Annotated in this window: 27 protein-coding genes; 19 read left to right on the top strand and 8 right to left on the bottom strand. The window is 54.5% G+C overall.

Features of this window, described 5'->3' with window-relative positions; all coding sequences use genetic code 11:
• Positions 1 to 375: 375 nt before the first annotated feature.
• The 7 genes from rpmH to WDB70_RS13935 all read left to right on the top strand — a co-directional run bounded on the left by rpmH (position 376) and on the right by WDB70_RS13935 (position 5,610).
• Positions 376 to 510, top strand: coding sequence for a 50S ribosomal protein L34 (gene rpmH / locus WDB70_RS13965; RefSeq protein WP_050660763.1), 135 nt, complete (start codon positions 376 to 378; stop codon positions 508 to 510).
• Between the two features lie 27 nt (positions 511 to 537).
• Positions 538 to 897: a ribonuclease P protein component gene (gene rnpA / locus WDB70_RS13960; protein ID WP_406665364.1), complete on the top strand. Its 360-nt coding sequence runs from the start codon at positions 538 to 540 to the stop codon at positions 895 to 897.
• Entirely contained in the window at positions 861 to 1,112 is a 252-nt protein-coding gene (gene yidD, locus WDB70_RS13955; protein ID WP_406665362.1) for a membrane protein insertion efficiency factor YidD, read from the top strand. Before rnpA ends, yidD begins: the two co-directional genes overlap by 37 nt.
• Positions 1,113 to 1,115: 3 nt before the next feature.
• Positions 1,116 to 2,738, top strand: a complete 1,623-nt coding sequence (gene yidC / locus WDB70_RS13950) for a membrane protein insertase YidC (protein ID WP_406665361.1) — start codon at positions 1,116 to 1,118, stop codon at positions 2,736 to 2,738.
• 43 nt (positions 2,739 to 2,781) lie between these two features.
• A complete protein-coding gene (gene mnmE, locus WDB70_RS13945; protein WP_406665359.1) occupies positions 2,782 to 4,128 on the top strand; it encodes a tRNA uridine-5-carboxymethylaminomethyl(34) synthesis GTPase MnmE in 1,347 nt (448 codons plus the stop codon).
• Between the two features lie 162 nt (positions 4,129 to 4,290).
• A complete protein-coding gene (locus WDB70_RS13940; RefSeq protein ID WP_406665357.1) occupies positions 4,291 to 5,430 on the top strand; it encodes a site-specific integrase in 1,140 nt (379 codons plus the stop codon).
• A gap of 6 nt (positions 5,431 to 5,436) precedes the next feature.
• Positions 5,437 to 5,610, top strand: a complete 174-nt coding sequence (locus WDB70_RS13935; RefSeq protein ID WP_156991768.1) for a hypothetical protein — start codon at positions 5,437 to 5,439, stop codon at positions 5,608 to 5,610.
• A gap of 114 nt (positions 5,611 to 5,724) precedes the next feature.
• Here the strand turns inward: WDB70_RS13935 and repC are convergent, their stop codons facing one another.
• From repC to WDB70_RS13920, 3 genes are read right to left on the bottom strand one after another with little or no spacing between them, the layout of a single operon-like run.
• Complete coding sequence (gene repC / locus WDB70_RS13930) at positions 5,725 to 6,525, bottom strand: replication protein C, IncQ-type (protein ID WP_406668117.1); 801 nt, start codon at positions 6,523 to 6,525, stop codon at positions 5,725 to 5,727.
• A 25-nt stretch (positions 6,526 to 6,550) separates the two neighbouring features.
• Positions 6,551 to 7,402, bottom strand: coding sequence for a helicase RepA family protein (locus WDB70_RS13925; RefSeq protein WP_406665356.1), 852 nt, complete (start codon positions 7,400 to 7,402; stop codon positions 6,551 to 6,553).
• Positions 7,403 to 7,409: 7 nt separating this feature from the next.
• Positions 7,410 to 7,745, bottom strand: a complete 336-nt coding sequence (locus WDB70_RS13920) for a helix-turn-helix domain-containing protein (protein WP_406665354.1) — start codon at positions 7,743 to 7,745, stop codon at positions 7,410 to 7,412.
• Between the two features lie 246 nt (positions 7,746 to 7,991).
• Here WDB70_RS13920 and WDB70_RS13915 point away from each other — a divergent pair, with 246 nt between their 5' ends.
• From WDB70_RS13915 to WDB70_RS13875, 9 genes are all read left to right on the top strand, one after another.
• Positions 7,992 to 8,582, top strand: a complete 591-nt coding sequence (locus tag WDB70_RS13915; protein WP_406665352.1) for a restriction endonuclease subunit S — start codon at positions 7,992 to 7,994, stop codon at positions 8,580 to 8,582.
• Entirely contained in the window at positions 8,579 to 9,415 is an 837-nt protein-coding gene (gene dinD, locus WDB70_RS13910) for a DNA damage-inducible protein D (RefSeq protein WP_406665350.1), read from the top strand. Before WDB70_RS13915 ends, dinD begins: the two co-directional genes overlap by 4 nt.
• Positions 9,416 to 9,418: 3 nt before the next feature.
• Positions 9,419 to 10,963, top strand: a complete 1,545-nt coding sequence (locus WDB70_RS13905; RefSeq protein ID WP_406665348.1) for a type I restriction-modification system subunit M — start codon at positions 9,419 to 9,421, stop codon at positions 10,961 to 10,963.
• Positions 10,964 to 11,064: 101 nt separating this feature from the next.
• On the top strand, positions 11,065 to 12,279 hold the full coding sequence (locus WDB70_RS13900; RefSeq protein ID WP_406665346.1) for a restriction endonuclease subunit S: 1,215 nt from the start codon (positions 11,065 to 11,067) through the stop codon (positions 12,277 to 12,279).
• A 13-nt stretch (positions 12,280 to 12,292) separates the two neighbouring features.
• Entirely contained in the window at positions 12,293 to 13,831 is a 1,539-nt protein-coding gene (locus WDB70_RS13895) for a hypothetical protein (protein ID WP_406665345.1), read from the top strand.
• 2 nt (positions 13,832 to 13,833) lie between these two features.
• Positions 13,834 to 14,841, top strand: a complete 1,008-nt coding sequence (locus WDB70_RS13890) for a virulence RhuM family protein (protein ID WP_406665344.1) — start codon at positions 13,834 to 13,836, stop codon at positions 14,839 to 14,841.
• Positions 14,838 to 18,134 (top strand): type I restriction endonuclease subunit R, encoded by a 3,297-nt coding sequence (locus WDB70_RS13885; protein ID WP_406665343.1) that lies wholly within the window; start codon positions 14,838 to 14,840, stop codon positions 18,132 to 18,134. The genes WDB70_RS13890 and WDB70_RS13885 overlap by 4 nt, the downstream gene beginning before the upstream one ends.
• A gap of 38 nt (positions 18,135 to 18,172) precedes the next feature.
• The gene (locus WDB70_RS13880; protein ID WP_406668115.1) at positions 18,173 to 18,892 is read left to right on the top strand and encodes a M48 family metallopeptidase; all 720 of its coding nucleotides are present in this window, start codon (positions 18,173 to 18,175) and stop codon (positions 18,890 to 18,892) included.
• Between the two features lie 500 nt (positions 18,893 to 19,392).
• Positions 19,393 to 19,716: a hypothetical protein gene (locus tag WDB70_RS13875; protein ID WP_406665341.1), complete on the top strand. Its 324-nt coding sequence runs from the start codon at positions 19,393 to 19,395 to the stop codon at positions 19,714 to 19,716.
• Here the strand turns inward: WDB70_RS13875 and WDB70_RS13870 are convergent.
• Positions 19,701 to 20,330: a recombinase family protein gene (locus tag WDB70_RS13870; RefSeq protein ID WP_406665339.1), complete on the bottom strand. Its 630-nt coding sequence runs from the start codon at positions 20,328 to 20,330 to the stop codon at positions 19,701 to 19,703. The genes WDB70_RS13875 and WDB70_RS13870 overlap by 16 nt on opposite strands.
• Before the next feature lie 368 nt (positions 20,331 to 20,698).
• Between WDB70_RS13870 and WDB70_RS13865 the strand changes: the two genes are divergently transcribed.
• Entirely contained in the window at positions 20,699 to 20,950 is a 252-nt protein-coding gene (locus tag WDB70_RS13865; protein WP_406665338.1) for a helix-turn-helix domain-containing protein, read from the top strand.
• Positions 20,950 to 22,269: a type II toxin-antitoxin system HipA family toxin gene (locus WDB70_RS13860; protein WP_406665336.1), complete on the top strand. Its 1,320-nt coding sequence runs from the start codon at positions 20,950 to 20,952 to the stop codon at positions 22,267 to 22,269. Before WDB70_RS13865 ends, WDB70_RS13860 begins: the two co-directional genes overlap by 1 nt.
• Positions 22,270 to 22,818: 549 nt before the next feature.
• On the opposite strand, the gene WDB70_RS13855 is transcribed toward WDB70_RS13860, so the two are convergent.
• Genes WDB70_RS13855 through WDB70_RS13840 form a run of 4 tightly spaced genes read right to left on the bottom strand, consistent with a single transcriptional unit; the run spans position 22,819 to position 25,600 of the window.
• The gene (locus tag WDB70_RS13855; protein WP_406665334.1) at positions 22,819 to 23,220 is read right to left on the bottom strand and encodes a GFA family protein; all 402 of its coding nucleotides are present in this window, start codon (positions 23,218 to 23,220) and stop codon (positions 22,819 to 22,821) included.
• 23 nt (positions 23,221 to 23,243) lie between these two features.
• On the bottom strand, positions 23,244 to 24,380 hold the full coding sequence (locus tag WDB70_RS13850; RefSeq protein ID WP_406665332.1) for a low temperature requirement protein A: 1,137 nt from the start codon (positions 24,378 to 24,380) through the stop codon (positions 23,244 to 23,246).
• A 14-nt stretch (positions 24,381 to 24,394) separates the two neighbouring features.
• Positions 24,395 to 24,958 carry a carboxymuconolactone decarboxylase family protein gene (locus WDB70_RS13845; RefSeq protein ID WP_406665331.1) on the bottom strand — a complete coding sequence of 188 codons (564 nt, stop codon included), beginning with the start codon at positions 24,956 to 24,958 and terminating at the stop codon, positions 24,395 to 24,397.
• A 57-nt stretch (positions 24,959 to 25,015) separates the two neighbouring features.
• Complete coding sequence (locus WDB70_RS13840; protein ID WP_406665329.1) at positions 25,016 to 25,600, bottom strand: NAD(P)H-dependent oxidoreductase; 585 nt, start codon at positions 25,598 to 25,600, stop codon at positions 25,016 to 25,018.
• Between the two features lie 109 nt (positions 25,601 to 25,709).
• Between WDB70_RS13840 and WDB70_RS13835 the strand changes: the two genes are divergently transcribed.
• Positions 25,710 to 26,081, top strand: a complete 372-nt coding sequence (locus WDB70_RS13835; RefSeq protein WP_406665327.1) for a winged helix-turn-helix transcriptional regulator — start codon at positions 25,710 to 25,712, stop codon at positions 26,079 to 26,081.
• Positions 26,082 to 26,131 lie beyond the last annotated feature (50 nt).

Raw genomic sequence — 26,131 nt, 5'->3', positions numbered from 1 at the left:
TGCTGACCTCTCCCAAAATTAAAGTCCGTTATTGTATCGGTTTGCCCTGCCAACCGCACCCTTTGAGCACGGCCAAAACAGCGGCCTGGACGGTTTTTGTCCGGGTCTTGACGACGACGGGATCGCGGCTTTGAGCAGGTCGATCATTGTGGTCTACGACCCGCAACAAGATCAACTGCGATCATCAGGATCGTTACATCGATCGCGAACTGATCTAGAATGACTGCCGCTGCAAATTTACCCTTGTTGGGGTTTGACGCACCACAGGGGCCTCTGTATAATTCGGCCTCTTTTTATGGGCTATCCCGCAGGGGCCAAACGGCTACGCCGGCAGTGGTACCCAGTGGTTTAAACGACTGACCGACGGAAATAACTATGAAACGTACTTTCCAACCGAGCGTAATCAAGCGCAAGCGTGACCACGGTTTCCGTGCTCGCATGGCAACCAAGAACGGCCGCAAGGTACTGGCTCGCCGCCGTGCCAAGGGTCGTGCTCGCCTGTCTGCCTGATCACCTTGAGTGCATCTTCGCACGCAAGTGACTGCACAGACGTATAGCCGGGAGTTACGCCTGTTAACTCCCGCGCATTTTCAAAGGGTGTTTGATAAGCCCGTCCGCGCTGCCTCTCCTGAAATAACCCTTCTTGCCCGTAGTAATACGCTGAGCCATCCGCGTATGGGGCTGACAATTGCCCGTAAACAGGTTAAAAAAGCCACTGCGCGTAACCGCCTCAAACGCTTGAGTCGGGAATACCTGCGGCTGCGCCAGGGCGATTTACCTGACGCCGATGTCATTATCATCGCCAAGAAGCCGGCACAATTTCTGGAAAACGGCGATTATGTCGCCCTGCTGGACCGTTTATGGACCTTATTGGCAAAGCGCTTGGCGCGTGTCTGATCTTCCCCATCCGGTTGTATCAGCGGTTTATTAGCCCGCTGTTGGGACAGACGTGCCGGTTTACCCCCAGCTGCTCGCACTACGCTGTGGAAGCCATTGAGAAACATGGCCCGCTACGCGGCAGTTGGTTAGCAGGGCGCAGAATATTAAGATGTCACCCTCTTAATCCCGGTGGCCACGATCCGGTACCCGAACGCAAAAAAAGAGAACTGTAACCCATGGAATCACAACGCTCGCTGTTGTTCTTCGGCCTGATAGCGGTCAGCTACTTGCTGTATAACGCTTGGCAGACAGATCATGCGCCCAAGCCGGCGCCTGTAGCCGCTACCGCTTCGGTACCCACTGAAGCGCCTGCCGACGCCCTGCCCAGTTCCGACGATATTCCCCAGACCGCAGGCGCGGCGCCTGCTGCCACCACCAAGGCTCACTTGGTTACCCTGCAAAACGACGAGCTCAAGCTGACCGTTGATACCCGCGGCGGCGACATCGTCGGTGCCCAGCTCAAGCATTTTGCCAAGGTGCAAGGTGGCGAAGAGCGGCTGACCCTCTTTACCCGCGAGCCCGGCTTTAACTACGTGGCCATGAGCGGCCTTATCGGCCCCAACGGCTCCGACACCCAGAGCCGCCCGGTTTACACCTCATCCGAGGCCACTACCCTGGCCAACGGCGACAGTCAGCTGACCCTCACTTATGACGGCGCGAATGGCGTTGTCTATAAAAAGGTGCTGACCCTGACCCCCGGCAAGTATGTGGTCAACACCCGTTTCGAAGTGACCAATCCCACCGACAAGCCTTTGTCCGTGCAGTTCTTTGGTCAAATCAAACGTACCAACCACGAGCCCGACTCCGGTATCACCTCCCACGGCACTTACACCGGCCCGGTGTATTCCACCGATGACGAGTCCTACGAGAAGTACAACTTTGACGACGTCAAAGAACGTAACCTCAACAAGGAAACCAACACCGGTTGGGTAGCCATGCTGCAGCACTACTTTGTGTCTGCCTGGGCGCCCAAGCTCGACAACGTCAAACTGGACGTTTACAGCCTGCAGTCCGGCTCTGACGCCATCATCGGCATCAAGAGCAAGCCCGTTACCGTACCGGCACAAGGTTCTGCCAGCCTGACCGCTGACCTGTTCGTGGGCCCCAAAGACCAGGACGCCCTGGCCGCCGTTGCCCCCAAACTGGAAAAAACCGTCGACTACGGCTTCCTGTGGTTTATCAGCGAATTCCTGTTCTGGCTGCTGAAACTACTGCACGGCGTGGTGCACAACTGGGGCTTTGCCATTGTGCTGCTGACCCTGTTGGTGCGTGGTGCCATGTACCCGCTGACCAAAGCGCAGTACACCTCCATGGCCAAAATGCGCTTGTTGCAGCCGAAACTGGCTTCCCTGAAAGAGCGTTTTGGTGATGACCGCCAGCGCATGTCACAGGCGATGATGGAACTGTACAAAAAAGAAGGGGTTAACCCGCTGGGCGGCTGCTTCCCCATTTTGCTGCAGATGCCTATCTTCATGGCCCTCTACTACGTACTGCAGGAGTCCGTGGAACTGCGCCAGGCGCCCTTTATTCTGTGGATCCATGACCTGTCAGCCAAAGATCCGTTCTTTGTGCTGCCCTTACTGTTTATCGGCACCATGTGGTTCAGTCAGAAACTGAACCCCTCCACCATGACCGACCCGATGCAACAGAAGGTCATGCAGCTGATGCCAATACTGATGGGGGCCTTCTTTGCGCTATTCCCATCTGGCCTGGTGTTGTACTACGTAGTCAGTAACATGGTGTCCATTGGCCAGCAGCTGATCATCTATAAGGGCCTTGAGAAAAAAGGCCTGAAGTAACCCAAGAGGCGGCGCAAGCCGCCTTTTTTGTCAGGAGTTCGTCATGACCGACACCATTGCCGCCATTGCTACTGCCACCGGTCAGGGTGGTGTGGGTATTGTGCGGGTTTCCGGGCCGGCAGCAGCCACCGTTGCCAATGCCTGCCTGGGCCGCTTGCCGGCACCCCGTTATGCCCACTTTGGTGACTTTCTTGATACTGACGGCCGTGTCCTTGATCAGGGTATCGCCCTGTACTTTCAGGGCCCCAACAGCTTTACCGGCGAAGATGTACTGGAACTGCAGGGCCATGGTGGCCCGGTGATCCTTGATATGTTGTTGCGGGCAGTGCTCTGCGTGCCAGGGGTGCGGATGGCAAAGCCAGGAGAATTTTCCGAGCGGGCCTTTTTAAATGACAAACTCGATCTGGCGCAGGCTGAGGCCATTGCCGATTTGATTGAGGCCAGCTCCGAACAGGCCGCCCGCAGCGCCGTGCAATCCATGCAGGGTGAGTTTTCCCGGCGTATTCGGGCCTTGGTGGAATCTCTGACCCAGCTGCGTATCTATGTGGAAGCGGCCATCGACTTTCCGGAAGAAGAAATTGATTTTCTCTCTGACGGCAAAGTGGCGGCCGACCTCAGCGCCGTCAGCGATGAACTGGCAGCGGTCAAAGCCAGCGCCCACCAGGGCAGTTTGCTGCGTGACGGTATGCGGGTGGTTATCGCCGGGCGCCCCAATGCCGGCAAATCGAGCCTGCTCAATGCCCTGGCGGGGCAGGAACGGGCGATTGTGACTGACATCGCCGGTACCACCCGTGACGTACTACGCGAGCATATTCATATTGACGGTATGCCACTGCATATCATCGATACCGCAGGTTTGCGCGAAGCCGGCGATGCGGTAGAACGCATCGGCATTGAACGAGCCTGGGCAGAAATCAATCAAGCCGACCGGGTGCTCTTTATGGTGGATGCCACAGAAACCGCCGCCACCGATCCGCACGCCATCTGGCCTGACTTTGTTGACCGGCTGCCCGCCGGGCTGGGCATTACCGTGGTGCGCAACAAAGTAGAGCTGACCGGCGAAACCCCTGGCCTGGCCGATGGCATCATTCGCCTGTCGGCCAAAACAGGTGCCGGTGTAGAACAATTACGCCAACATCTCAAACAGCTGATGGGCTATGAAGGCACCAGCGAAGGCAGCTTTCTGGCCCGGCGCCGCCACCTCGACGCCCTGGCGACTGCTCAGCAACACCTGGACAGCGGCAGCGAACAATTGCATGGCTATGCCGCCGGTGAAATCCTTGCAGAAGAATTACGACTGGCGCAGCTGGCACTGTCAGAAATCACCGGTGAGTTCAGTGCTGATGACCTGCTGGGGCGTATATTCTCCAGTTTCTGTATCGGCAAGTAATGTGGTGAAAAATCAGCAATAAAAAGCAGCCAGAAATAACATAAGCCATTGTAAATGCTGGGCTTTGTTTTTTACTGGCTGTTCTTGCCTGATCTTGTTTCGTGAGAATTTACCCCGAGAGTACCCCGAAGTAACCTCTTGGGGTACTTTTGGGGGACACTCATGAAGATCAGCATCGAATACCGCGCACCGGACGCCGAAGGCAAGCGCGCTCTGCGCTTAACCTACTACGCCGGCTCCTACCTTGACCCCGCCACGGGTATCCGCAAGCACAAGCGCAGCAGAGAGAGCCTGGATCTCTTCCTGTACGACAAGCCACGCACCCCGGCACAGCGGCTTCACAACAAAGAAACCCAGCGAGCAGCCGAAGCCATCCGCGCCAAGCGGCTCTTCGAATACGAGACCGGCAAACACCACCTGGATTTCTCAAATGCCCACAAGGCCAGCTTCTTCGAGTACTTCCAGGAAGTGACCGACCAAAAGGCGGCAGGCAGCAAGAGCAACCATTCCATCTGGGTGTCTACCCTCAAGCATTTGCGCCAGTTCCATAAACTGCCGGACCTGACTTTAGAGGAAGTCGATCAGCTGTTCCTGGAGGGTTTTCGGCACTACCTGATGCACAAGGCACGCACCAAAAGCGGCGCGCCACTGAGCCGCAACACCCAAAGTGCCTACTTCAACAAGTTGAGGGCTGCCCTGAACCAAGCAGAGCAGGAGCGGCTACTGATGGATAATCCGGTGCGGCGTGTCAAAGCCATCCAAGGAGAGAAGAACAAACGGGTTTATCTGACCGAAGACGAGGTACGAGCCTTGGCACAGGCTGAGTGCCGCTACGACGTTCTTAAGCGTGCCTTTCTGTTCTCTTGTTGCACTGGCTTGCGCTGGTCCGACATTCACAAGTTGACCTGGGCAGAGCTTGAACCCTTCTACGGCCATTACCGCATCGTCTTCACCCAGAAGAAGACCAGCGGCCTGCAATACCTGGATCTGAATGACATGGCGATGCAGCTGATGGGGCGCCCTGGCAAGGCAACAGAGCGGATCTTCAAGGGGCTGAAATACTCGGCCTGGCACAACATGGAGCTCACCCGCTGGGCGTTGCAGGCGGGTATAACCAAGAAGGTGACCTTCCACAGCGCGCGTCATACCTTCGCCGTGATCCAGCTTAACCGCGGCGTCGATATCTATGCCCTATCTCGCTTGCTGGGGTACAGTGAATTGAGAACAACAGAGATCTATGCAGACATCCTTGAATCACGGCGAAGAGATGCCATGCTGGATTTCCCCAACGTATTAGAGTGATAGAAGATGGGACGCACCCTCGACGAGATCCTGGCCAGTGAAAAGCCTGAAGTGGTCGCGGCCGCCAAACAGCAGGCTGCGCTGATACTTAACCAGTTAGAGCAAGAAGCGGATCCTGGCCAGGAAGAGCCAACAAAAGCGCCGGCGCCACCCAGCGCTGGTGTAGATGATCTTAGATAATCTAGATCGGATTTCAGGATCGCCCTGCAGCCCAAGTAGCACCTGGGTTTCGCTCAATTGGTTTGTGACCATTATCGTGAGCTTTGTGACCACTTTCGTGATGGTCTGTGACCATTATCGTGATAGCGCAGGCCGGCCTATGGTGAACCGCCCCTTGGCATGTTCATTGATAAACCAGCCCAATTCGGCTAGCTCACCCAATGCCTTGCGGACTCGCGATTGCCGCTTGCGGCGGGTGGCCATGCTGGCTTCCTCAGGAAAGACATAAGCAACCAAGGTGTCTAACTGCACCACTCTACTCTGGCCACCATCGACCCAGGCACATAGCCGTTGATGTAACAATCTGGTGATGCTGCTATTCAGGCGCCGCACCTCTGTCATGTCGATACGAACATGGCGGCCAGTGCCCATAATGGCGGAGGTCAGCAAAGGATTAAGCGCCACAAAGAGCCCATCGGTCAGGGCGTCGCTGGCATAGTTCGCCAGCAGACGAAAACCGCTGCGCTGGCCAGCCACCTGGGCTATCACCGACACCTTCCACAACCGCTCGACACAGCGGCGCACTGTATTGGTGTCACGAGGGTTGGCGTAGCCTATCTCCTTGGCCAGTTTGCGCAGGCTGCTTTTGACCACCAAGACGCGTTGCTGATTGGCTGCCCAGCGAGGCTCTAGCAGGGTCCGCAAGGTGTTGCCCTCCCCGGTAGCGGCAATGGGTTCGATGATGGCGCTGTAGTCCTCGATACCAGCCAGGGCAACCAACCCTTGAAGTACGCGCAAATCGTCAGCCCCCAAGGGTTCTGGCCCGGAAAACTCAATCTGATTGCCCCCACCGAATCGATACACCACATCCAGCTTGTCTCGGCGGCGCTGGCCACGAGAGATGGCTCTGAACAATCCTGGCGCCAGACAGTGCATATGGTCGTGCCGGGCATGGGTCAATTCAAAGCAAGGCACGTTTGCCTCCCGCTCGGCGTGCTACGTCCAACCTGGCAGGGTGTAGCACGCCATCTTCCTCTCGCACCAGCCAGCGCTCTGGTAGTGGCTGCATATAGTTGCTTTTACTGACCCCAAACCGCACGTAGCGATGGCTCTGCTGTGCCGATATGCCCAGCTGCTGCGCCTCCTTCCTGGTCATGGTGGCGAGGTAGCCCTGCCAACGCACATTGTCTACCAGCACAGACGAACCACGGCTGGCCTGCTGCTGATCGCCAACCTCCTGGAAGGCGGCCAACTTGCTGGTGTGGTGCAAAAACAGCACGGCGCATCCCTGCCCCATGGCCAGCCGTTCCAACTGACCCAGCACCTGCGTCATGGCACAGGCCGCGTTCTCGTCGGCATTATGAAAACGCCGGAGGGTGTCGATAACTACCAACCTCACGCCCTCAGCCCAAAGGGCAATCGCTTCCAGCCATTGGCTGTCCAACAGGTTGGGGCTGGCTCCCTGAAGCGGTATCAACTTAAGGTCACGCTCAAGCGCCACACGCTGCCCTGCATCAAGGTTCTGACCCAAAGCGAACAAGCGGTGGTGTAGCACCGGCAGAGGGTCCTCGGCAGGCAGGTAGAGCACAGCTCCCTGTTCCAGCCTGCCAAGATCGAGCCAGTCCGGCCCGCCGGCTATCTGCATTGCCAACTGCAGTGCCAGCATGGATTTGCCGGCACCGCCTGGTGACACCAAGGCTCCGACACAGCCCACCGGCAGGCCCGGTAAGACAAAGTCAATTGGCTTGGGAGGTTCGGTAAAGGCCGCCTGAAGATCCAGGGGCCAGTGAGATGCGATGAGATCCTGCTCCATTACAGCCTCACAGCCGCCCATGGCGGGCTTGCCGCACGCGCTTGGCTACATGCTCAGTCAGCTCGGTGTCTGGGGAGATACGGTGAGAGAGCAGCCAGTCCAGCAGCTCATCGCGCTTAAAGTAGATCTTCTTACCCTGGGGCTTGTAATGCGGCAGGCGTTTTTCGCTAGTCAGCCGGTACACATAACTAACTGAAACCCCCAATAGCTCGGCACACTCTTCGGCACAAAGCACCTCCTTCAGCGCCTGGCCTTGCTGGCGCACCAGCTGTTTCAGCTCATAAAGCTCTTTCAGAATTGACCCGTTAGGATCACTATAAACTGACGGATTTTGTTCACGCATGCAGATGGTCTCCTCGTAGCAATCATCAGCATGCAAGAGCGTACCGGGGGCCTGGCGAAATCCTCGTCGCTGTAGTTGTCCAATTTGGGCACTTAGAGCGTTTTTTGCGGAGGGAAACTTTCACATGTGAAAGCCATACACAAAACTTCATCTTCATTGATGCAAAAAAATCGAGCTTTGTATTGACGGAACAGAGTCTCATCATAGACACTGGCCAAAGCATCATTAACGATGACGAGAATTTTTGTGAAATTAAAGCTGCATCAAATAGCCACAATCAGCGCCGGTTATCCGTTTCGCGGCAAGATCCCTGAGCACCCCGAGGGGGATCTGACCGTGGTGCAGATGAAAGACACCTCGTCAGAGTTCGGTGTCGACTGGATGAACTGCGTGCGCAGTGAAGCAACGGGCAAGAAAGCGCCGTACTGGCTGCAAACCGGGGATATTCTGGTGGCAGCACGGGGCAACCAAAACTATGCCGTGCTGGTTGATACCCGGCATGCCCTAATGCCAGCTGTTGCAGCCCCGCACTTTTATGTGGTGCGGCCACAACCTGATGCACTGATACCGGAATTCCTTGCCTGGCAGCTCAATCAGCTGCCCTGCCAGCGTTACTTCGAACTGCATGCCGAAGGCACCCTCACCAAGAGCATTCGCCGTACCGTGCTGGAAGAGGCCCCCATCGCAGTCCCGCCACTCACCAGGCAACACGGTATCATCGCCATGGCCCATACCCTGCGCGAAGAACAGCGGCTGCTGGAAAATCTCATCGAGAACGGCGAGCGCATGATGAATGCCGTAGCCGCAGACTTATTCAACAAGGAGGTAGGGCAATGAACGAGCAGCACGAGTCCTTCGAGGCATTAAAGGTGATCAGCTCAGACGGGATCGAGTTTTGGTCGGCCAGAGCACTGGCACCACTACTGGATTACAAAGACTGGAGAAACTTCCTCAATGTTATCCAGAAAGCCAAACAGGCTTGTGAGAGCAGTGGCCATGCTATTGCAGACCATTTCGTTGATACCACCAAAATGGTTGCTCTGGGCTCAGGCTCACAACGCCCCCTGGATGATATCCAGCTCTCCCGTTACGCCTGCTACCTGGTGGTACAAAATGGCGATCCATCCAAACCCGTCATAGCAGCAGGGCAAACCTACTTTGCTGTGCAAACTCGCCGCCAGGAGCTCGCTGACGACGAAGCCTTCAAGCAACTAAGGGAAGACGAGAAACGCCTATTCCTGCGCAATGAACTGAAAGAGCATAACAAGCAACTGGTCGAAGCGGCACAGCAGGCGGGTGTGGCAACAGGCCTGGATTTCGCTATCTTCCAAAACCACGGTTATCAGGGCCTGTACGGCGGCCTGGACCAAAAGGCTATTTACGCCAAAAAAGGGCTGAAGAAAAGCCAGAAGATCCTGGTTCACATGGGCTCCACCGAGCTGGCTGCCAACCTCTTTCGCGCCACCCAAACAGAAGAAAAGCTGCGCCGCGATCAGGTTCAGGGCAAACGCCAGGCCAATGAAACGCACTTCGAGGTTGGCCGAAAGGTACGCCAAACCATAGTCGAGTTGGGGGGCACCATGCCCGAGAACCTGCCCACACCAGACAACAGCATCAAACAAATAGAATCTGCCGCCAAAAAGCTGCAGGACACATCGTCAGAGGATTAAGCAGTGACCGACAAAATCAACCAAGACAGCATTAACAAAGCCCTGTGGGCCGCCTGTGACACCTTTCGCGGCACCATCAGCGCCGACACCTACAAAGACTTCATCCTCACCATGCTGTTTTTGAAGTACATCTCCGATGTATGGCAAGACCACTATGACGATTACAAAGCCCAGTACGGCGACGAGCCACAGCTCATCGAAGAGATGATGAAAAACGAGCGCTTTGTGCTGCCCAAGCAATCCAGCTTCTACGCCCTGTGGGAGCACCGCCATGAACCCGGTAACGGCGAGCGCATTGACCAGGCCCTGCACGCCATTGAAGAAGCCAACGGCACCAAACTCAAAGACGCCGGCAAAAGCGTGTTCCAGGACATCAGCTTTAACACCGACAAACTGGGCGAAGAGAAGCAAAAGAACACCATTTTGCGCCACCTCTTGGAAGACTTTGCCAAGCCGGAGCTCAACCTCAAGCCCAGCCGCGTTGGCACCCTGGATGTGATCGGCAACGCCTACGAATACCTCATCAAAAACTTTGCAGCCAGCGGCGGCCAGAAAGCCGGTGAGTTTTATACCCCGCCAGAAGTCTCTGACCTGATTGCCGAGCTGCTGGCCCCCGAGCCCGGCATGAGCATCTGTGATCCGGCCTGTGGTTCTGGCTCCCTCCTGATGAAGTGTGGCCGCAAAGTAGTGGCCAACCACGGCAGTAAGCAATACGCCCTCTACGGGCAAGAGGCCATCGGCTCTACCTGGTCACTGGCCAAGATGAACATGTTCCTGCACGGCGAAGACAACCACAAAATCGAATGGGGCGACACCATCCGTAACCCCAAGCTGCTGGACAAAAACGGCGAGCTGATGCTGTTCGACATCGTCACCGCCAACCCGCCGTTCTCTTTGGACAAATGGGGCCATGACGAAGCCGAGCACGACAAGTTCAGCCGCTTCCGCCGCGGCGTCCCACCCAAAACCAAAGGCGACTACGCCTTTATCCTGCACATGATTGAAACCCTCAAACCCAAAAGCGGCCGCATGGCGGTAGTGGTGCCCCACGGCGTGCTGTTCCGGGGTTCAAGCGAAGGTAAAATCCGCCAAAAGCTGATTGACGAAAACCTGCTGGACGCCGTGATTGGCCTGCCGGAAAAGCTGTTCTTCGGCACCGGCATCCCCGCCGCCATCCTGGTGTTCCGTAAAGACAAATTCGACGACAAAGTGATGTTTATCGACGCCAGCCGCGACTTTAAGGCGGGCAAAAACCAGAACCAGCTCACCGACGACAACATCAAGAAGATCGTCGCCACCTACAACGGCGGCGCCAATGTCGACAAATACGCCTATGTGGCCAGCCTCAAAGAAATCCAGGACAACGACTACAACCTCAATATCCCCCGCTATGTCGATACCTTTGAAGAAGAGGAAGAAATCGACCTGATGGCGGTACGCGCCGAGCGTGAGCAGCTAAAAGCACAACTGACCGAACTGGAAACCGAGATGGCAAAGTATCTGAAGGAGTTGGGGTACGCAGCGTGCGCCGGAGGCGATGATGAGTGATTTAACATCACTCAGCAAGCTGAGTACGCGAGGCCGTGGATGGCCGAGCCGGACCCAAGCCCCAGGGATGGGTGGCGACACCAAGGTTAATGCAAAACACCTTGGCCAACGTATTGGAGGTGGTTATGGTGCCTAATGGATGGAAGCTTGTTGAAGCTAAGGATGTATGTGAATCCATTTCTGTTGGCGTAGTCATCAAGCCTACTCAATATTATGTTGAAGAAAGTGAAGGGGTTAAAGCCTTCAGGTCAGCCAATGTCAGAGAAGGCTTTATCAATGATCATGACTGGGTATATTTCTCCCATGAAGGACACGCTGCAAATAAAAAAAGTCAGCTTAAAGCCGGAGATATTCTAATAGTGCGTACAGGATATCCTGGTACCGCCTGTGTGGTGACTCCTGAATTTGAAGGCTCAAATGCAATAGACATTGTAATCGCACGACCAGATAGGGAGCAGATCATATCTGAGTATCTTTGTGCATATACAAACAGCCACATGGGGAAGAGCCAAGTCTTGGATCTACAAGGGGGTATGGCACAGAAGCATTTGAATGTTGGCGCATATCAAGTGCTAAAAATTAAACTTCCCCCACTCCCCGAACAAAAGAAAATCGCCCAAATCCTCTCCACCTGGGATAAGGCCATCACCACCACCGAACAACTGCTCGCCAACAGCCAGCAGCAGAAAAAAGCCCTGATGCAACAACTGCTCACCGGCAAAAAACGCCTGCTGGATAAGAATGGGGTTAGGTTTAGTGGGGAATGGGCTAGCTACCTGCTGGAAGAGCTGGAGGAATTGGGGTGGATTGAGTTAGGTCGTGGAAATGTAATATCAAAAAAAGATATTGATAACATTCCAGGTGACTATCCAATTTATTCCTCCTCCGTAAAGAATAATGGATTGATGGGTAAATATGGCGAATATATGTTTGACGAGGAGCTTATATCTTGGTCTGTTGATGGTGGAGGAAACTTTTTCTATCGGCCAAAGCACAAGTTCTCGGTCACTAATGTTTCTGGCTATATGCGATTAAATGCAGAAAATCTGAATTGTCAGTTTATTGCTGCCCAATTAGAATTACACCATTCAAGATTGGAATTTGATTACCAGTCAAAAGCACATCCAAGTGTTATCAGAAAGGTATACACTTTGACCGTCCCTTGTCTGAAAGAGCAATCAAAAATCGCAGCCGTACTGTCCACCGCCGATCAGGAAATTTCTACGCTTCAACAAAAGCTGGATGCCCTAAAGCAAGAGAAAAAAGCCCTGATGCAGCAGTTGCTAACCGGTAAATGTCGAGTCCAAATCAACTGACAAGGAGATAGTTATGAGACTAGGTTTCTTCTTTGGCGCTGGCGCCGAGATGGGATATGGCCTGCCCAGTGGAGGTAAATTCGCCATAGACCTGTTCCGGCAAGACCCGAGTCAATACAAAACAGAGCTTCGCGATCAGCTCCGTGCATTGGACTCACGCTCACTCTATGCCAGTGACTGGCTGCCTCAGGGGTATGCCGAGAAGCGTATTCATGCCTTTGGGCGGAACGAGTTTACCAGTCTCATAGAATCATCTATCGAATATAAAAGGGATGAAATTATTCGGCGACTGAACAGTTTTGATCAGGAATGTGACTATGCCATTGCCGATTTGGGCATAGAGAAGGCGACTTTGGAACAGGCATTTCTTGATCTAACCGGCAACGCCATTGGCGAACGCCTATATACGCATGATATTCGCCTCAACGAATTATTGGCCAGAGACGTACAATTGTTCGAGTCTGAATACTATTCAGCGATGCTGGACGTGGTACGCCAGTCTGCCCATAACGATGATCTGAAACGGTATGTCACGGCCTTCTTACAATTGCTGGTTGGGGCCCACGGCCAAGCCTTGGTTCAGCGGCTGAATCAGGAACTGTTCGAGGCGGCACCTGATGATCTGCCTATCTTTGACGACATCGCAGGCATGTTCCGTCTGGAGTTTAACCGCATCGGCTCAACAGCGCTTGAACTGCTGCTAGAGGAGAACCGGGCTTTTGAGACAGGCGAGGGCGCTACGGCCCTAACCCTGTTCTGCGCAATTGCCCAGAAGGTGTTGGAAAACCTTTTCACTACAGTGCTGGACTACCAGAAGTTGATCGATGATCACTTCCGCTATCTGTTTTCGCCTTCCACTGAATGGGCAAAGTTCACCCGCATGGTGATCTTCCTTAAGGTTGCCCGTGATTACATCAGTGCTCAAGCACCAGACGTGGCAGCAATTCCGGCCCAGGGTTATTACCACGATCTGGCCGCATTTGATGGCGACCTAAACTTCTCGGCTATAGGAACGGCTAACTACAACAGCCTCTTGGCTGAAATATTTCGTGGCATGAACATGGACCTGCCGGAAATAATCCACCTAAACGGCAGTGTGCATGACTACTACAATCCTTACAAAAACTCAGTCATTACCTGTGACAATCCAGATGATGTAGACAGAAGTCAGATCCATGTCCCTTTCATTCTTACTCAAAGCGGCCTCAAACCGCTTACCTCAGTGGCCATGTCGCGGCGTTACGTCAGGCTCTTTGATGCTTATGCAGATTCTGATGCGATCGTCGTTGTCGGTTTCGGGTTCCATAAGGATGACAGCCATATTAACGGGCTCTTCCGCGAACTGGTCGAAAATCAAGGCCGTCGCTTAATACTGATTGCAAGATCTGTGGACGGGACGGCAGATGAGCAGAAGAGGCGACTGCGTAACAAGCTGCGTATCTCCCACGCCTCGAATCACCTACTGACGGTGCTTCCTGTGGATGAGCGGACAAGGTGCCAAGGTGATCGTCTATGGCTGAACCAGGTATTTGACCTTCTACAAGAGGAATAGACATGGCCGATAACGACCTCATCCTCTATACCACCGACGACGGTCAATCCCAGTTGGTACTGCGTGAGCTGGGTGGCCAGGTATGGCTCACCCAACTGGAAATGGCGGAGTTGTACCAAACCAGCAAGCAGAATATCAGCAAGCACGTGAAGGCCATTTTGTCAGACAGGGAGCTGGCTGAAGGGGCAGTTGTCAACTCCAAGTTGACTACTGCGGCGGATGGCAAAGAGTACCTGACTCAGCTTTACGCACTGCCGATGATCATCGCTGTGGGCTATCGGGTACGCTCGACTCGTGGCACGCAATTTCGCCAGTGGGCAACACGTACCCTGGGTGAATACCTGACCAAGGGATTCGCCATGGATGACGACCGCCTTAAAGACCCTAAATGGGACTACTTTGATGAACTGCTGGAACGCATCCGCGACATACGCTCGTCGGAGAAGCGTTTCTATCAGAAGGTTCGCGACCTGTTGGCGTTATCTGAAGACTACCGGGCAAACGAAAAAGAGACGGGATTATTGTTTGCCGAGGTTCAAAACAAGCTGTTCTATGCCGTGACCGGCCACACCGCCGCGGAGCTGGTTGTCGAACGTGCAGATCCCTCCAAGCCCAACATGAACCTCACCAGTTTTGCTGGCAATAAGGTGCGCAAGGCCGATGTGGTGGTCGCGAAAAATTACCTGCACGCAGACGAATTGGAGAGCCTCAATCGCTTGGTCAGCATGTTCTTCGAGTTCGCCGAGTTCAGGGCGAAAAACAAAGCCCATCTTCGCCTGCAAGATTGGCGTGAGTATGTCGATAAGTTTATGGATTTTAATGAGCAGCCACTACTCAACAGCGCCGGGCGCATCAGTCGAAAACAGATGGAGCAAATAGCCCACAAACATTATGAGGCTTTCCATTTGCAGCGCAGCAGGCAGGAGGCTCTGGCGGAAGACAAAAAAGAACTCAAGGAATTGGAAAGATTAGAGCAACGCCTGAACCAGAAAAGGAAGCAGACAAAGTGACCCAACCCGCCCCCAAATTTCAGGAAGAATACAGTGCCAAGTTGCCGGCGCTGACGTTGTTAACCAACCTGGGGTGGTCCTTCCTCTCTCCTGAACAGGCGTTGGCCGCCCGGGGTGGCAAGGCCGATGAGGTGGTTTTACGCCAGGTACTGCGCAGTGAACTCCAGAAGCGCACCTTTACCTTTGCTGGCAAAAGCTACCCCCTGTCTGAAAAGGCCATTGATAACCTGATTGCCGAGGTGTGCAGCCCGGCCCTTAATGAGGGCCTGCTCACGGCTAATGAGCGCCTGTACAACCACCTGTTGTATGGCATCAGCGTGACCGAGTTTGTGGAGGGTAAAAAGGTCAATCCGACGGTTGCGCTGATTGACTGGCAAAACCCGGCCAACAACAGCTTTGTGTTTACCGAAGAGTTTACCGTTACCCGCTCTGGCGGCGTCGGCTCTTCATTTCAAGATAAGCGCAGGCCCGACATAGTGTGCTTTGTGAACGGTATTCCGCTGGTGGTGATTGAGGCCAAACGCCCCGATGGCAATGCCAAAAAAGGCCCCACCATTGACGAAGGCATTTCCCAAAGCCTGCGTAACCAGCGCCATGACGAAATTCCGCTGCTGTTCGCCTATAGCCAGCTGCTGCTGTCTATTAACGGCAATGATGGCCGCTATGGCACCTGTGGCACGCCCGCTAAGTTTTGGGCCGCCTGGCGTGAAGAGGACATCAGTGATGCCCAGATGCACACCACCAAGAACAGAGCGCTCAACGAGGCACAGTTGGCAAACCTCTTCAGCCATCGCCCGGCAAAAGACCTGGACTGGTACCAAAGCCTTGTCGCGGGGGGCGAGTTGGCGGTGACCGGGCAAGATCAACTGCTGATCAGCTTGTTAAGCCCTGCCCGACTATTGGAGATGACCCGTTACTTTACCTTGTTCGATAAAAAGGCCGGCAAAATCGTTGCCCGTTACCAGCAGGTGTTCGGCATCAAGCGACTGATTGAGCGCATCAATACTCGCAGCAGCACCGGCGGCCGTGAAGGCGGCGTGATCTGGCACACCACGGGTTCAGGTAAGTCATTCACTATGGTGTTTTTAAGTAAGGCGCTGATCCTGCACGACAGCCTTAAACAATGCCGCATTGTGGTGGTGACCGACCGGGTAGACTTGGAAGACCAGCTCAGCAAAACCTTTGCCTCGGGTGGTGAACTGGCCGGTAAGAAGGACAAAGCCGCCGCCATGGCCACCTCTGGCAAACGCCTGGCCGAGCAGATTGGCAAAGGCACCGAGCGGATTGTCTTCTCGCTTATTCAAAAATTTAATACCGCCACCAAACTGCCGGAGTGCGTAAACAACAGCGCAGATGTGATTGTGCTGATTGACGAAGGCCACCGCAGCCAAGGCGGTGAAAACCACATCCGCATGAAGCAGGCGCTGCCCAATGCTGCTTTCGTCGCTTTTACCGGCACGCCGCTGCTAAAAGACGACAAGACTACCAATAAATTTGGCCCCATTGTCCACGCCTATACCATGCAACACGCCGTGGAAGATAAGACCGTAACGCCACTGCTGTACGAAGAGCGCATTCCCGACTTGGACGTGAATGAACGCGCCATCGACAGCTGGTTTGAACGCATCACCGAGGGGCTTTCAGACGAGCAAAAAGCCGACCTGAAGCGCAAGTTTGCCAAAAAAGGCCAAGTGTATAGCACGGATGACCGCATCCGCCTGATTGCCCTGGATATCGCCAACCACTTCGTTAAAAACATCGACGACGGTCTAAAAGGCCAACTGGCCTGCGACAGCAAGCTGTCGGCCATCAAATACAAAAAGTACCTGGATGAGGCAGGCTTGTTTGAATCTGCCGTGGTAATGAGCCCCCCGGACAGCCGTGAAGGCAATACCGCCATAGATGAAGCCGCCACGCCGGAAGTGACCCAGTGGTGGAAAGACAACGTTGGCAGCCAGGACGAACAGGCTTACACCAAACATCTGATTGAACGCTTCGACAAAGATGACTCTCTGAAGATCCTTATCGTGGTCGATAAGCTGCTCACCGGCTTCGATGAGCCGAAAAACGCTGTGCTGTACATCGACAAACCGCTGAAAGAGCACAACCTCATTCAGGCGATTGCGCGGGTAAATCGCCTGCATCCGAAGAAGCAGTTTGGCCTGCTCATCGACTATCGCGGCATTCTGGCGGAATTGGATACCACCATCGCCAAGTATCAGGATCTGGCCTCCCGTACCCAGGGCGGTTACGACATCAATGATATTGCTGGCCTCTACAACCAGATGAGTACCGAGTACAAGCGCCTGCCGCAGCTCTATAAGCAGCTCTGGGCCATATTCGATGGCGTAAAAAACAAGAACGATATCGAACAGTTGCGCCAGGTTCTGGTACCCAAAATCGAAGCGCGGGACGATGAGCTGGTCGATGTGCACCTGAAGGTGCGAGAAGACTTTTACGAGGCTCTGACGGCCTTCGCCAGTTGCCTGAAAGTCGCCCTGCAATCGGCCACCTTCTTTGAAGATAAAAGCTTTAGCGATGCCGACCGCCGCCACTACAAAGAAACGGTGAAGCAGTTCTCCAGCCTACGCCAACTGGTGCAGCAAGATGCTGGCGAAAGAATCGACTACGACGAATACGCCGACCAGGTGAAAAAGCTGCTGGATAAGCATGTGGTGGGTGTACAGGTCAAAGAACCCGACGGCGTATATGAAGTGGGCAAGATGGGTCAATCGACACAGCCACAAGACTGGAGCGAAGATAAAACCCGCAACGAAACCGACATCATCAAAACCCGCGTAACCCGCATGATTGAGCAGGAGTTACGGGATGACCCTTACGCTCAGGAAGCCTTCTCAGCCTTGTTGCGTCAAGCCATTGAGGAAGCCGAAAAGCTGTTCGACCACCCTCTGAAACAGTACATGCTGTTCCGTGAGTTTGAAGAGCAAGTACAAGACAGGCGCCTGGGGGATATTCCCGATGTGTTTGCCGGCAATCGCCACGCCCAGGCCTACTTCGGCGTATTCAAGAAAGTGCTGCCAGCCGCCTTGGCGGTGATGGACCAACAAGTGCAGGACAAATGGGTCAAGGTCGCCTTTGAAATCGACCAGGCGGTAGAAACGTCCGTTGCCGAGCACTCCATCAACCCGCAAAACATTGAAGCCGACATCCGCAAGAAGCTACTTCCGCGCATGTTCCAGGAATGCAAAGCCATTGGCGGCGGCATGGACCAGGCCAAGAACATTGTTGAGATGATTGTGCAGATCACCCGTGTGGGTTTGAGCGGACTGTAAGTTAGATGAATGTGCCGATAAAACCTCATAACCAGACCATGCACTTTCGCTACGGCGACGAGCAGATCACCGTTGAGCGCGTCAAGCGCCTGCAAGCCACGGGCAGGGTACTGATCAAGGTGCATCCGGATTGCCGGGTGATCGCATCGGCTCCCGAAGATGCCGACAACGAAGCCGTTCTATCCGCTGTAAAAAAACGGGGCCGTTGGATATACGAGCAGCTGCGTGACTTTCGCAAGCAGCTTGAATTCACTACTCCCCGCCAGTACATCAGTGGCGAGAGCCACTACTACTTGGGTAAACAATACCTGCTGAAAGTGATAGAGGCCCCCGAACAGCTTCAAAGCGTAAAGCTGCTGCGCGGCAAGCTGGAGGTTTCTGTGCGAACAAAGTCCGCCCACAAGGTTAAAGCCCTGCTGGCTGACTGGTACAAAGCCCGCGCCAGAGAACTATTCGCCAAGCGCCTCGATGCCATGCTGGAGCAGGCACTATGGGTAGATGAACGTCCGCCACTGCGCATACTGACCATGCAAACCCAATGGGGAAGTTGTTCCCCCAATGGCCGTATCACCCTGAACCCCCACCTGGTTAAGGCGCCGAGGGAGTGCATTGATTACGTCATTCTCCATGAGCTTTGCCACATCGCCGAGCACAACCATAGCGAGCGGTTCTACCGGCTGATGGGACAAGTGATGCCGGGGTGGGAGAAGACGAAAGCCAGGCTGGATGGGATGGCACATCAGCTGCTCACCGTGTGAAAGAGCACACCATTATTCCAGATAGATAGGAATCATCGCGCCTGCTTTCCACCCCGCAGCTTGGAGTGGCCAAGGTAGCGGGTTTCCATAGGGAAGCCCGCCCCTAACATTCCAGATAGATAGGAAAGCCCCTCTACAGATTCCAGGGGCACGTTCTGAAGCAACATTCCACTATCTGGAAATTGCGCACCAAGATTCCAGATAGATAGTTATGTGGAAGGGAATTGGACAGGGATTGGCCGGGTCGGAAGGCGCTGATTCCACTGGTTAGTTAGTCACTGGATTCCATAGTTTCAACTTTGTCACTAACAAACAAACTCAATATTTTCAATAAGTTGATTGAACACCAACACCTTCGGTGCCATGCTGAAATTATGTTCAGTGGTGGAGCAAAGCGATGGATGCGTTCAGTTGGGGGATGGCGGGCTTATTGGCCTTCTTCACGCTTGTGTTCGTGTGGAGCCTGTATAGCTACAAGGCGCACGCAAAAGAGCGGCACCATGAAACCGATCGCTGATATCGCCCTGATGGCGGTGGTGGTACTGGGCTTGATGGCACTGGGCAACACGCTGTTCGCTTGGCTGCTGATCTGCCAGCCACTGGTGTACTGGTGCTGGCCAATACTGACATGGGCTACCAAACGGCCCATCACGGCCAGGCTGCTGCTACTGGCCCTTGCCGCCCTTACCTGCTGGCACTGGCCCGCCGGGCTGTTCACAGCGCTGAGCATCGCGCTTGTCTGGTCGGTGAAAACCCTCAAGGCAACCCCACGCCCACCGCGCAAGGGTGGGCCGGTCATCAAAAAGTACTACTTCTGGAACTGACTGCGCTCCTCCTTGGCCACGCTGGCAATAAGGTGCCTTGAGCAGCCTAACATCTCTTGGATCGCTGAATAGCTGTGGCCTGTCACCAATAGCCTGGCGATGTGCTGACGCTTCTTCTCATCTTTCTGCCGGCCACGGTATTTGCCCTCCTCTTTGGCTTTGGCAATGCCTTGCTGCTGCCGGCGCCGCCTGTCGTCGTAGTCCTTGCGGGCCACGGCGGCCAGCATATCCAACAGCATTCCGTTGACGGCCTGCAAGATGGCGCTGGTGAAATCGGAGCCGCTGTCACCCCGTAATGCCACCCAGGAGGTTGGCAGCTCGGGGGAGACGATGGCCAGTTGCTTCTGCGCCAAACGCGCCTTCAACGTCTGCCAGTCGGCCTGGGTCAAACGGGCAAGGCGGTCAATCTGTTCCACCAGAACAATGTCTCGGGGCCCGGCATCGCGAATAAGCCGCATCAGCTCGGGCCGGGCCAGCGTAGCCCCAGATTCGTTCTCAACATAAAAAGAGGCGATCTGGTGGCCATGCTCCCGAGCAAAGGTCACCAACTGCTCTTTGGCGCGCTCAGCGTCTTGATCGGCTGTGGAGGCTCGCAGATAGGCGCGAATGAACATCGATGTCAGCCTCAAGTCTGTTTTAAATAGTTCCTCAACCTTAGTGCATTTTAAGTGGTTCCAAAATAGTTTTTTACTGCCCGGAATATAGTTCCTATTAGGTATACCCTTAAAGCACTGACGTACAGCCACTCAAACAGTACCTACAGATAGCTTTTCGATCACACCCGCAATCCTCAACGGGCGAGCTCATCCAAAAGCGACTTTTTGGGTTGGGTGTCAGTGGAAACACGACTCTCTATGGCAGGTAATAGCGGAATTACACGCCATAGCGTGTATGAACAGTTTCACACTCTATAGCGTGTGAAATTTGATTTACCTGCTTAAGCGTGTAAATTGAAATCATCCAGTTCACAGGGTGCCACGACATGAAGATCACCAACGCTAAGCAGCTCAGCGCCTACTTGCGAGATGTGCGTCTATCTGACGATTTGTCCCAGGGGAAAGTGGCCAGCAAAGTGGGGATCCGCCAGGACACGGTATCGAGCTTTGAGCTCCAGCCGGGCACAACCAAGCTGGAAACCTTCTTCAAGATCCTGTCAGCACTGGATCTGGAGCTGGAAGTGAAACCCAAAGGCAACGACACCCAAAGCCCTGATGGCTGGAAAGAGGAGTGGTAATGGCTGACCTGGATGTCTACATGAATGGCTACCAGGTGGGCGTTTTCAGCCGTGCTGGCACCGGCGCCCATGCATTCCAATACGCTGATAGCTGGCTTAATCAGCCTGGAAGCCGTCCTATATCACTTTCCATGCCCTTACGGCGACAGCCTTATCGGGGTGATGAGGCCTACAACTTCTTCGATAACCTGTTGCCGGATAACCCGGATATCAGAGGCCGGATCCTGTCCCGCTATCACGCAGACTCAACCCAACCCTTCGACCTTTTGGCACGAGTCGGTGCAGATACCGTTGGCGCGCTACAACTGCTACCCAAAGGTGCCGCGCCGGGTGACATTCGCACCATCGACTTCAAAGCATTGCCTGACCAAGAACTGGCCAAGATACTCACCGGCTACAAGGTTGGCGCCCCTTTGGGCATGATTGAGGACATTGAGGACTTTCGTATCTCCTTGGCAGGAGCCCAGGAAAAAACCGCCCTGCTGTTCAAAGACGACCGCTGGTGCCAACCCAAAGGCACCACGCCTACCACCCATATCCTCAAGTTGCCTATCGGCAAGATAGAGAGCCACTCATACAGCCTCGACTTGTCAGACAGCGTCGAAAACGAATATCTCTGCACCCTGCTGGCAAAAGAGTTTGGTTTACCGGTCCCCCATTGCTTTATGGTGCACCTTGATGACATCAAAGCCTTGGCCGTGGAACGTTTTGACCGCAGGTATGCCTCGGACGGTAGTTGGATCATGCGGCTGCCCCAGGAAGATTTTTGCCAGGTGTTGAGTGTTCCGTCAGCACGGAAATACGAAAGCCAAGGCGGCCCTGGGATAGGCGAGATAATGCACTACCTGCTGGGGTCAGCCAACGCAGAGCAGGACCGCTACCACTTCATGAAGGCACAAGTGTTGTTCTGGTTGCTGGCCGCTACCGATGGCCACGCCAAGAACTTCTCGGTGTTCATTGAGCCACAAGGGCGTTTTCGGCTGACCCCTTTTTACGACATCCTGTCTGTCTATCCGGTGTTTGGCGGCCGAGGCCTCAACCGAAGGGACGCCAAGCTCGCCATGGGTCTGGCAGGCAGCAAGGGTAAGAAGTACGCCATTGAACAGATATTCCCGCGCCACTTCTTCCAAACGGCCAAAGCTGTGGGATTTGAGCGTTCTGCTATGGCAGAGATCCTGACAGAACTGGCCAACTCCGTTGATAATGTTATTGAGCGCGTGACCCAACAACTGCCAGCAGACTTCCCGGCTGCCATCAGCAGCGCCATATTAGAGGGCGTTAAGGCTCGCTCAGCCAGGCTGACAACGGGCTGGGATTAAGGATTACCGCATATGGGGCAGTTGCACGAATGCCCAGACTGATATCTGGGAACCTTGCACAGTTCGAAGCGTAAAAGCAGTTTTCCAGGCACCAAGCAGGCTATAGTCGGTCCAAAATACGCTCAAAACTCACCCAAAAAAGCGGTTTTGATTGCGTGTGGTGGTCTCGCATTGATTCATATGGAGGAGCGGACGAACTATGTGGGAACGCTGCACGATAGCAGAAACCCCGTGTTCATCATCTCAAGACACTGTTTGAGTTGCTTTTACCCCGAGAGTACCTCGGCTCAGTGAGTCAGCAACAAGGAACCCCTGCGGGCAGCAAGCCATCCGCGCCAAAGGGCTCTTCGAATACTAGACCGGCAAACACCATCTCGATTGCCCCAGTGTTCTGGAGTGACGGCATAGCCGGCTAGCGCAAGTGAAGCAAGAAGGTACTATTTACTCAAGCAATTCAGGCATAGATGGAACTGTCCCAACAGGGCTTCCAGACTGACCGATAAGACCTTAGGCCAGATGATACAGACCCATACTGGGTCTCATCCCATCTCACTTCTTAGGTAGGTTATCGGCGATGTCGATTACACGTCGATCGTAGAAAAAGTGTGCATTCGCCTCAAAGCCTGATGGTAACTGATTGGCATTACACTTTTTGAATAGGTGTTGGGATACCAGCTTCCAGCCCATGGCATTGGTGTTGTACAAGATCTCGCCACAGTGCTTGCAGAAGACCCGCGTCATACGTTTATGCGGGTGCTGAAAACTCACGACTTCACCGGCTCCCTTGCTGATGTGCAGCCGATCGGCTTCCCAGGCCAGTACCGAATGGTAAGGGACTTGCAGCAGCTCGCGGCAGTCTTCGCAGTGACAATAGGCGTGGACACGCGGTTGTCCTTCCATGCTGACGGAGACAGCCTGACAATCGCAGGATACTTGGTAGTTATTGCTCATACATTCCTCGTTGACTCGATGCGTCAGTGCTCACTGAGGTAGTCGCTGACATCCACGGAAAGGATCCGCCTAAATGTGAGGGCCACATAGACCAACATGCCCAGCATCATCCCGAACAGGGAGTACTCGACCCTGGGCAGGAAGCTACTGGCCACCGTGATGCCAACGCAGATCAGGGTATTGCTGACGATGGCGCGGCGCCACGGCACGAAGGCGTACCAATAAGGCACCTGCTTACCCAAATAGAATAGACAGAGCCCCGAGACCCCCAGCATGCTGAAGGTGGTACGGTCAAGATCGCCCAAAATGGCGTGGCGGATCATGTTGGCCAACAGCAGCAAGCCCATGCATAAAAAGAGGTGGGCGAAAATCAGTACATAGCCGTTGGTTAGGCGCTGGGCCCGTTCCAGCACCGGGAAACTGTCGAAGTAAATCCACCAGATGGCACCGATCAGCAAAAAGCCGGTGACGGCCGAGCCGACATCAAAGGCATCCCAGTGGCTATGGTCCAGCGAGGCGACCATGGCAATCATCGACTCGCCGAGGATGATGATCGCCAGCAGACCAATGCGCTCAACCAGGTGGCGCCGGTCGATGGGCAGTTGCTCGAGCTGGTGGCGCCGGCTGACCTGCCACAGCACGTCAAACAAAATACCCAGATAAAACACCCCATAGCGCCAAGGTCCGTCCAGCAGCGCCGCGCTGGCGCTGATAACGCCGCCCAGGGCAATGGCCAGCATGACTGATTTAAGTGGTGCGCGCAGCGCCTCGTGGTGCCGATAGGCCAGGCCGTACAACAGGGCCAGCAATAGTCTAACAGCGCCATAAAGGCCGGCGAATAGGCCAAAGCCACGGCCTAAACTCTCCTCAACCACGGTGGAGAGCATCACCAGCAACGCCATGATCGTCAGGCTCAGCAGGCGATGCTCGCGGCTGTCCTTGTCAAAACGGTTGGCAAAGAGCGTGTGGGTCATCCAAATCCACCAGATCGGGATGAACACCAACAAAAAGCGCAGCAATTGCACGCCGCTGATATGGCCGCCGTGAGTGTGCGCCAAGTCGTGGGCGATAACGCCGATCACCGCCACAAAAACCAGGTCAAAGAACAGTTCCAGCCAGGTCGCATGTCGCTCTTTGGCGCGATAGAGAGAGTCCACCACGGCGGCTCCTTAGGTTAACGTTGACTGGGATGGGTCCAGGCGTAGACCTCGAAGACCGCATCCGGCTCGGTGTGCGCTAAGGCGTTGGTAAAGTTGGAGATGAGCTTGGCGGCAAGACCGGTCAGCACCTCCAGCGCCTGGCGCTTGCTGTAGCCAGCCCCCAAGAAGGCCTGCAGGCCTTCATCACCGATATGGCCACGGTTATCCAACAATGCCTTGCTGAAGTCGTGCAGCGCTTGCAGTTTGGCATCGGGCAGAGCCGTGCCTTCGCGCAGGGCAGTTATCACCGCTTCAGGCATTTTGGCCGCATGCATCATCCAGGTATGGCCGGGCACGCAATAGTGGCAGTTGTTCTCGAAGTTGGCGGTCATGAACACCACTTGCTGCTCCAAGGGTGACAGCGTGGTGTTTTTCATGAAGAGCTCAAAAGTGGTGTTGTAGGCGGCGTAAGTGGCCGGCGCCTCGGCGAGGATCTTGTGAAGATTAGGGATCATGCCGAAGCTTTTCTGCGACTGGGTCAGCAGAGGTTTGGCCTCATCAGGAGCGCTTTCCTGATTGTGGTACTGAAACGGGCTCATGGATTTATCCTCATTAAATAGCACCGTGAGCATGGCTCCACGGAGCTCAAATCAAGATCAGAAATTATCTTTCAGATAGGACTGGAACCGCGCCAGGTCACCTTCGAAATCGCCATTTTTCATCACGTCGTAGCAGGCGAAGGTAGGCATGGCTTCCATCCCGAAGAAACGGAAGTTCATATGCATGGGCAACCACAGATCGTCGACGCCTTTACCTTGGAAGAGGTATTCATCCGGATCATTGAAGGACTCAGCGGGGGCGTTGAAGGTCAGCGACAGCATGTAGCGCTTGCCCTGCAAGGTACCGCCAGCGCCGTAGTTTTCCTTGGGCGCGTCGTGGTGGCGACCATCACCCTTGCAGAGGGCGCCGCCCATACCGGCGGTGTAGACCTCGTCCATGTATTTCTTGAAGGTCCAGGGCACCATCATCCAGTTCACTGGGGTTTGCAGAATGACAATGTCAGCCCATTGGTGATTGGCCAGTTCCTGCTCGACATCCCAGCCGTCATCGATGGTGACAATACGGGTTTGATGACCCTTGGCACGCAGCAACTCGTCGGCTGACTGCACCAGGGCGGCATTCATGCGGCCTTCGGAAAAAGGGTACTTATGGTGGGCGTTGATGATCAGCACATTACTCATGGCGCTCTCCTCGCTATCGGGCTTTGCGGTCAATTAAGGTGTGCTGGTATACTATTTTCACCTTGAATGTCGGTTCAATTGGTTTACTTTTGGTAACTGGGCAAAAAACATGAGTGAGAAAGGAAAAACGACTGTCGAAACAGATGATTACGGCAGGAAAAAAGTGATCAATCCCTGCCTGGAACCCTGTTCCATCGAAAAGGGCATGCGGGTGATTGGCGGCAAGTGGACAGGATCCATCATCTTTCACTTGAAAGACGGCCCGGTGCGCTTCAATGACCTGACTCGTATGCTGGGCGGCGCCAGCAAGAAGATCATCGACCAGCGCCTCAAGGAACTCGAAGGCCGTGGCATGGTGATCCGCAAGGTTCTCAGCGATCGTCCGGTGGCGGTCACCTACGAGCTGACCGACTTTGGCCGCAGCGCCCTAAAGGTGCTGGACGACCTGCGAATTTGGTCTGAAAAATACAAGGTGCAGTGATCACGGGTAGCATAGTTACCATGTGAATTGGTGCACAATCACCTGGACGT

Origin of the sequence: Gallaecimonas aegicerasi, from assembly GCF_045291545.1 — a bacterium.
GTDB lineage: Bacteria > Pseudomonadota > Gammaproteobacteria > Enterobacterales > Gallaecimonadaceae > Gallaecimonas.
This window is presented reverse-complemented; position numbering and strand designations above follow the sequence as displayed.

Coding starts and splice junctions, on each gene's coding strand:
- WDB70_RS13855 (WP_406665334.1), bottom strand. CDS start 23,220: ATGAGCAATAACTACCAAGTATCCTGCGATTGTCAGGCTGTCTCCGTC.
- WDB70_RS13895 (WP_406665345.1), top strand. CDS start 12,293: ATGAGACTAGGTTTCTTCTTTGGCGCTGGCGCCGAGATGGGATATGGC.
- yidD (WP_406665362.1), top strand. CDS start 861: ATGGACCTTATTGGCAAAGCGCTTGGCGCGTGTCTGATCTTCCCCATC.
- mnmE (WP_406665359.1), top strand. CDS start 2,782: ATGACCGACACCATTGCCGCCATTGCTACTGCCACCGGTCAGGGTGGT.
- WDB70_RS13940 (WP_406665357.1), top strand. CDS start 4,291: ATGAAGATCAGCATCGAATACCGCGCACCGGACGCCGAAGGCAAGCGC.
- WDB70_RS13845 (WP_406665331.1), bottom strand. CDS start 24,958: ATGAGCCCGTTTCAGTACCACAATCAGGAAAGCGCTCCTGATGAGGCC.
- WDB70_RS13875 (WP_406665341.1), top strand. CDS start 19,393: ATGAAACCGATCGCTGATATCGCCCTGATGGCGGTGGTGGTACTGGGC.
- WDB70_RS13880 (WP_406668115.1), top strand. CDS start 18,173: ATGCACTTTCGCTACGGCGACGAGCAGATCACCGTTGAGCGCGTCAAG.
- repC (WP_406668117.1), bottom strand. CDS start 6,525: ATGCACTGTCTGGCGCCAGGATTGTTCAGAGCCATCTCTCGTGGCCAG.
- WDB70_RS13920 (WP_406665354.1), bottom strand. CDS start 7,745: ATGCGTGAACAAAATCCGTCAGTTTATAGTGATCCTAACGGGTCAATT.
- WDB70_RS13860 (WP_406665336.1), top strand. CDS start 20,950: ATGGCTGACCTGGATGTCTACATGAATGGCTACCAGGTGGGCGTTTTC.
- WDB70_RS13840 (WP_406665329.1), bottom strand. CDS start 25,600: ATGAGTAATGTGCTGATCATCAACGCCCACCATAAGTACCCTTTTTCC.
- WDB70_RS13890 (WP_406665344.1), top strand. CDS start 13,834: ATGGCCGATAACGACCTCATCCTCTATACCACCGACGACGGTCAATCC.
- WDB70_RS13925 (WP_406665356.1), bottom strand. CDS start 7,402: ATGGAGCAGGATCTCATCGCATCTCACTGGCCCCTGGATCTTCAGGCG.
- WDB70_RS13870 (WP_406665339.1), bottom strand. CDS start 20,330: ATGTTCATTCGCGCCTATCTGCGAGCCTCCACAGCCGATCAAGACGCT.
- WDB70_RS13935 (WP_156991768.1), top strand. CDS start 5,437: ATGGGACGCACCCTCGACGAGATCCTGGCCAGTGAAAAGCCTGAAGTG.
- WDB70_RS13865 (WP_406665338.1), top strand. CDS start 20,699: ATGAAGATCACCAACGCTAAGCAGCTCAGCGCCTACTTGCGAGATGTG.
- dinD (WP_406665350.1), top strand. CDS start 8,579: ATGAACGAGCAGCACGAGTCCTTCGAGGCATTAAAGGTGATCAGCTCA.
- WDB70_RS13835 (WP_406665327.1), top strand. CDS start 25,710: ATGAGTGAGAAAGGAAAAACGACTGTCGAAACAGATGATTACGGCAGG.
- rpmH (WP_050660763.1), top strand. CDS start 376: ATGAAACGTACTTTCCAACCGAGCGTAATCAAGCGCAAGCGTGACCAC.
- yidC (WP_406665361.1), top strand. CDS start 1,116: ATGGAATCACAACGCTCGCTGTTGTTCTTCGGCCTGATAGCGGTCAGC.